This is a genomic window from Acinetobacter sp. ANC 3813 (assembly GCF_002135435.1).
Classification (GTDB): Bacteria; Pseudomonadota; Gammaproteobacteria; order Pseudomonadales; family Moraxellaceae; genus Acinetobacter.
In genome coordinates this window covers 45,140-51,139 of the sequence record NZ_NEGK01000019.1, presented here as the reverse complement: position 1 = coordinate 51,139, position 6,000 = coordinate 45,140, and the positions used below count along the sequence as shown (strand labels likewise).

The 6,000-nt window shown below is 38.5% G+C and carries 5 protein-coding genes and 1 rRNA gene; 5 read left to right on the top strand and 1 reads right to left on the bottom strand.

The window, feature by feature from the left end; all coding sequences use genetic code 11:
* Positions 1 to 91 precede the first annotated feature (91 nt).
* The 5 genes from rrf (at position 92) to B9T34_RS18590 (ending at position 4,064) form a co-directional block, all read left to right on the top strand.
* Positions 92 to 206 (top strand): 5S ribosomal RNA (gene rrf / locus B9T34_RS18610).
* A gap of 123 nt (positions 207 to 329) precedes the next feature.
* On the top strand, positions 330 to 1,040 hold the full coding sequence (locus tag B9T34_RS18605; RefSeq protein WP_086214617.1) for a tetratricopeptide repeat protein: 711 nt from the start codon (positions 330 to 332) through the stop codon (positions 1,038 to 1,040).
* A gap of 378 nt (positions 1,041 to 1,418) precedes the next feature.
* On the top strand, positions 1,419 to 2,768 hold the full coding sequence (locus tag B9T34_RS18600; RefSeq protein WP_086214616.1) for an aromatic acid/H+ symport family MFS transporter: 1,350 nt from the start codon (positions 1,419 to 1,421) through the stop codon (positions 2,766 to 2,768).
* Between the two features lie 96 nt (positions 2,769 to 2,864).
* Positions 2,865 to 3,692 (top strand): toll/interleukin-1 receptor domain-containing protein, encoded by an 828-nt coding sequence (locus B9T34_RS18595; protein ID WP_086214615.1) that lies wholly within the window; start codon positions 2,865 to 2,867, stop codon positions 3,690 to 3,692.
* A 60-nt stretch (positions 3,693 to 3,752) separates the two neighbouring features.
* A complete protein-coding gene (locus B9T34_RS18590) occupies positions 3,753 to 4,064 on the top strand; it encodes an ankyrin repeat domain-containing protein (protein ID WP_086214614.1) in 312 nt (103 codons plus the stop codon).
* A 330-nt stretch (positions 4,065 to 4,394) separates the two neighbouring features.
* Here B9T34_RS18590 and B9T34_RS18585 read toward each other — a convergent pair whose 3' ends face one another.
* Positions 4,395 to 5,435, bottom strand: coding sequence for a TauD/TfdA family dioxygenase (locus B9T34_RS18585; protein WP_086214613.1), 1,041 nt, complete (start codon positions 5,433 to 5,435; stop codon positions 4,395 to 4,397).
* Positions 5,436 to 6,000 lie beyond the last annotated feature (565 nt).

Below are 6,000 nucleotides of genomic sequence, written 5' to 3'. Positions count from 1 at the left end.
CAAATATACCTGTTAATGTATTCTATTTGGTACGAAGTAAGGCATACATCAAATGATGTAAATAAGACCCGAACAAGTCCATAACAGTTGTGCTGGCGACAATAGCAAGAGTGAACCACCTGATCCCTTCCCGAACTCAGAAGTGAAACCTCTTAGCGCTGATGGTAGTGTGGGGTTACCCATGTGAGAGTAAGTCATCGCCAGCTCATTATTCTAAACACCCCCTGACTACTCAGGGGGTGTTTTTTTATGCGCGGGTGGAAAATTTTTAAGATAGGCGAGTATTAATCTTTTATGCTTATTTATCATACTTAAGTGATAAAAAAATAATGAGAAAAAATCTTTATATTGTATTTATATTAAATTTATTTTGGGGAATTCCATATGTATTCGCTGATGTGGATCATGCTTTAAAGGCTTATTCTAAAAAAGACTACACAGAAGCTTTTAATGCATTTGAGGAGTCATCAAGCCAAGGGGATATTTTGGCGACCCATTATCTAGCAAGTATGTATTATCAAGGACTTGGAACATTAAAAGACTTAAATAAAGCTGCCATTTTATTTGAAAAGTCAGCAAATCAAGGATATGCACCATCTTTAGCAAATCTTGCAGTTATGTATGCTAAAGGAGATGGAGTGAATCAAAATATTGTTCGCGCTTTGGAATATCAAACGAGAGCAGCTGACGCAGGCGATGCGCAATCGCAATTTATCTTGGGCCAAATGTATAGACAAGGAGAATATGTTCAACAGCATTATGAAAAGGCGCTTTTATGGTATTTAAAATCTGCAGAGCAATTTTATGTTCCTGCATATAATGAAATTGGTCTTTTATATGCTCAGGGGCAAGGGGTAGAAATGGATTATATTATTGGATATGCATGGATATTTTTAGCTGCGGAAAAAGGAGATAGACAGGCTAAGTTAAACTTGAAGAATTTTGATCAAATTTTAAATAAATCTCAGAAAGAAGCAGGGCAAAAAGTTGCAAGATCTATTCTTTCACAATATGAAAAAAACATAAAAGCCATCAAATAAAATTCTATTTTTTTAAAGTGTTAAATATATGAAGTTTTTTAATTTACTCCAAAGCTGAGCACTAAAGCATCTATCATTATTTTAAATCGTATTTGGTTAAAAACTTCGTTAAATTTATTTACATAAATTAAAGATATTTAAAGAGCTGGATCAAAACTTTTAATAGTAAAAAAAGTATTTAAAATCATAATTTGAGAAAATTATCATAAAAATAAGTGATTAAAAATTAAATATTTATCTAATTTATATCACTATTATTTTTTATTATTCCTTTGTCTAATTGTTCATAAAACTTGATCTGATTATATTTTGCAACCTTGAATTTTTCTTAAGAATTCATGTGAAAATTTGGACAAGTACTCATGGGAGATGAGAACGATGACGACGGATAACTTAGATATAAATTCTGTAGTTGATAAAGCGAAATTTACACCGTTCCACTTCAATGTAGTGGCTTGGTGTTTATTGATTATCTTATTTGATGGCTACGATTTAGCAATTAATGGCGTGGTATTGCCGTTATTGATGCAAGAGTGGGGCTTAAGTGCGATGCAGGCGGGAATGCTTGCGAGTACAGCGCTGGCAGGTATGATGTTTGGCGCGATGTTCTTTGGTTCTTTAGCAGATAAGATTGGCCGTAAAAAAGTCATTATGATCTGTATTGTATTATTCAGCGGATTAACATTTGCTGGCGGCTTCGCATCGAATCCGACAGAATTCGCTATTTTGCGATTTTTGGCTGGTTTAGGCATTGGCGGTGTAATGCCAAACCTTGTGGCATTAACGTCTGAATACGCGCCGCAGAAGATGCGCAGTACACTGGTTACGACCATGTTCAGCGGTTATGCGGTAGGCGGTGTGATGGCTGCATTATTGGGTTCATGGTTTACGCCTGATTTTGGCTGGCAAATCATGTTCTTTATTGCGGGAATTCCATTGTTTTTATTGCCTGTAATTTGGAAATTTTTACCTGAATCTTTGGCATTTATTGTAAAAGAAAACAAACAGGAAAAAGCCCGCAGTATTGTGAAGCGCTTAGCGCCTGAAGTGAAAGTGACCGAAAATACTGTATTCACTTTACCGCAAGAAAGCGTACCTGAAGCTGCTAACGTGGTCAGTCTTTTCCGCCGCGGCCGCGCAGTGAATACTTTGCTGTTTTGGCTGGCGTTCTTTACTTGTTTATTGACCATGTATGCGCTAAGCAGCTGGCTGCCTAAACTGATGATGGCCGCAGGCTACTCTATGGACAATAGCTTGATGTTCATGATGGTGATGAACGTTGGCGCTGTTGTGGGTATTGTGGGCGGCGGTATTTTGGCTGACCGTTTTCATTTAAAACCTGTGTTGATGGTTTTGGGCATGATGGGCGCGATTGTCATGAGCTTAATGGGCTTTCAATCGAATCAGTTCTTGCTTTACATCTTGGTGTTCTTGGCAGGCGCCGCGTCTATTGGTTCGCAAATGCTGCTGTACAGCTATGTAGCGCAGTTTTACCCGCTGGCTGTACGATCAACAGGGATTGGCTGGTCATCTGCAATTGGCCGTATGGGCGCGATTGTAGGGCCGATCCTGATTGGCGGTTTGTTAGGTATGAACTTACCTGCGCATTTCAACTTTATGGCGGTGGGTTTACCTGTACTGATTACTGCAATCGCGGTTGCGTTGATTATGCATGACAATGACAGTGATAAGATTGATGTTAAAGAAGCGTCTATTGCGAAAGCATAAGCTATGATTCTTTAAACAGAAAAGCCTCCGTAAGGGGGGCTTTTTTATGTAATATATTAAAAAATAAAGTATTGATTATTTTAAATAGAGATATAAATGAATACACAATTAGATAAAATTCAAAAATTAATTGATAACGGTAATAGTGTTCTAAAAACACATAAACCTAATGCACCTAATGTAATAGGTTTTGCTACTTGTAATTTAGAGTTATTCACAACTTGGAAAATTCAAGCACTTTCTTTTTTGAAAAATAATTGTGGTTTATCTAGTCCTTATTACACTGAATTTTTTTCAAAAGTATCAACGCCTCATATGAGTCAGATTAATATTGGATTAGGTATATTAAAAGCTGTTCTAGAAGACTTTGATGAAAATAATGAAACCTTAGATTATTCAGAGTCCAATCAAAGTGCTAATTCAAACATTAAAGAGCTAAAAAAGATATTCATAAGTCATGCAACAAAAGATAAGGTAATTATTGAAGAGATTATTGAACTTTTAGAATCTATAGGTGTTGAATCGGAACAAATCTTCTGTTCTTCATTTGAAGGATATGGCATTCCATTGGGCGAAAACTTTTTAGAAGAAATTAGAAAGGAGCTATCATCTGACGTGCTAGTTCTTTTTGTGCTTACAGAAAATTTTTATGAAAGTAAGGTCTGCTTATGTGAAATGGGTGCTGCTTGGGCGTTGTCCAAGCAACATATACCTATAGTAGTTCCACCATTAAGTTATAGCGATATTCAAGGTGTTATTCCTTTGACTCAAGGATTAATAATTAATGATATTACTAAATTAAATAGTTTTAAAGAAAGAATAGAAGAATTATTTAATTTTAAAAATAAATTGAGTTTTTCAACATGGGAAAGAAAAAGAGAAAGATTTATTAGAGATGTAGAAACCCATTTTAGTGTTTCATAAACGATGTTGACTCTAATTATGAAAGCTTTAATACTTTAGAAAATTTTGGAAGCCAATCACATGCAATTTAATTCTATCTCCCCAATCCCTGAAGATGATGAAGAACTGCATCTGCCTGAACTGGTCTATTGGGCATCTTTAGGTGAACTGGCTGAAGTCGAAAAATCTTTGGTTAATGGCACTGACGTAAACTCTGCCGATGACGAAGGCTACAGCGCGCTGCATGCAGCAGCAGAAAACGGCTATTTAGACGTAGTGAAGCTGCTGGTAGAGAAAGGTGCAGATGTACAGCACAAAACGCAATACACGGCACTAGAGCTTGCAGAAATGGCAGGCAATGATGAAGTCGTGGCGTATCTCAAAAGTCTCTAAGTCTTCCAACCAAAAATTACGGTTTAAAACATCCTCCATCAAAATATGGTGGATGTTTTTTATAGTTAAAAATAAAAGTCGATAAAAAAAGAAAACCCCAACATCCTGTTGGGGTTTTCTTCGTATTTCGTGTATTAGGTATAACTCCTGTCGTACCTCACGTCCTGGTGCTTAAACTTATTATTGTTGTTTTCATGTTCTGGAAACTTCCTGTTCCCTGATAACTGTAGATTAAGCGCAATCCATTTCGCTGCCTAGATGCAGATTTCCGCATCTGCTGTAAGCCAAAGCGTACATTAGAGGAAATGTACTGCAATTTTAATAAACCAGCTATGCGGCATAGTGATCATCTGCATTAAAGACATTGGCTTGGATTTGAATCAGCTTGCGGTTGCCTTGCTCACCATTCATGCGCCAATGGGCTATTTTTACATTATCCACCAAAGCGACATCGCCCTTTTGCCACTGCAGCAGCAGGGCATCCTGATAGAGCGCATGAAAGAACTGCTGTTTTTCTAGGTCTGTCCATTCAATGGCTTTACCTTGCTGATCATAAATTTCCCATGTCAGCTGCATGCCGTCAGCGGTAGAGTCAATTTCAATTTGGCCACGGTTTTCAAAACAATTTTGCGCAGCTTGATGGGCAAATGGATTGGTATTGTTGGCAAAGGCCCAAGGCTGCAGCACCAGCTTTTTCGTTTCAGGATGATGGATGACCAGCGGTGAGCGCTTAAGGGTTAATTTGGCTTTGCGGTCTTTACGCATCTCAATGCTGAAAGGGCTATTTTTTAAAAGCAGACGATCAACCGCATTAATTTTTCGCGCAGACACATAGGAAAAATGATTCCATGCGCCCAAATATTTTTCTTGCAATGATTTGGGCAAATGCTCCCAAATCTGCTCTAAGTTATTAAAGCCAGTTTCCGCCAGATAGGTCGAAGGTTCTTGGCAAAAAAGGGCAATATAGCGTGAGCGCTCAGAACGTACACCGCCTTCTACATGCGGGCCTTGCACAGAGTTCTCGACAGGTCCCAGCTGCACGGTATTGCGGTCAATATAGCGGCGGTAATCGCCTGCGCCTAAAATGCCTTCACTGTATTTACGCATCCATGAGGCTGCCCAGCCCGGCATATTAGGGTTGAAAGAATTCCAAGGCTGCAGCTGAAAATACTGTTCGATCAATTGGTGAAATTGCTCAGATTCATCTACTTCAAAGCCGCGGAAAATTAAAATGCCATATTGATGCAGCTGCTGCATCAGCTCTTCACGATGTGAGCCTATATATTGCGCTAAAGCCGTGCTGGACGCGCTGCTGTCATGCGCCTGAAAAATTTTGGCGTATTCAGTTAGAAATTGCTGGTGCAATTGCATAGTTCTACTCTCATTGTTTTTATTGTGTGCGTCAAATTCCTTGGCACTTGCTGGCCCAATAGCGGTATGCCTGAGCCAAGCGTTTATTTTAGTTTAAGCCTTAAAGATTATAAGGAGAGTTTGGCGGGTGCAGTGTAAATTTTCATAACAGGACCGCGCCTTTACGATAAACAGCAGCTTAGACGTCCAAACGTCACGTAGAAAAAAGCCTTGGCATACAGCCAAGGCTTTTTCGAATTCCTTCAGAAGGCATTTTTCAATACCTGCAGCATCCTGCTGTTCGCATTTTTTCTTTTTATTGAAAGACATCGTGTCTTATGCTTTAACAATAGAAATTTTTATATATAAAAAATAGTCATATTTGCATCATACACTGTAAGCAAATACTGACAGGCGCCAAACTGCAGGGCTGACAATAATATAGCGTTTTTAGGCGGGGAAAAAAGAAAAGCCCCAACATCCTGTTGAGGCTTTTCCGTATTCATTCTAGGTATAACTCCTGTCGTACCTGTCAGCGTCCTGCTGCGTTATTTATTGTTATTTAAGACATCCTGTCTTGTATGTC

Excerpts from the sequence above, each read along its gene's own strand:
- B9T34_RS18590 (WP_086214614.1), top strand. The coding sequence starts at position 3,753 with ATGCAATTTAATTCTATCTCCCCAATCCCTGAAGATGATGAAGAACTG.
- B9T34_RS18600 (WP_086214616.1), top strand. The coding sequence starts at position 1,419 with ATGACGACGGATAACTTAGATATAAATTCTGTAGTTGATAAAGCGAAA.
- B9T34_RS18595 (WP_086214615.1), top strand. The coding sequence starts at position 2,865 with ATGAATACACAATTAGATAAAATTCAAAAATTAATTGATAACGGTAAT.
- B9T34_RS18585 (WP_086214613.1), bottom strand. The coding sequence starts at position 5,435 with ATGCAATTGCACCAGCAATTTCTAACTGAATACGCCAAAATTTTTCAG.
- B9T34_RS18605 (WP_086214617.1), top strand. The coding sequence starts at position 330 with ATGAGAAAAAATCTTTATATTGTATTTATATTAAATTTATTTTGGGGA.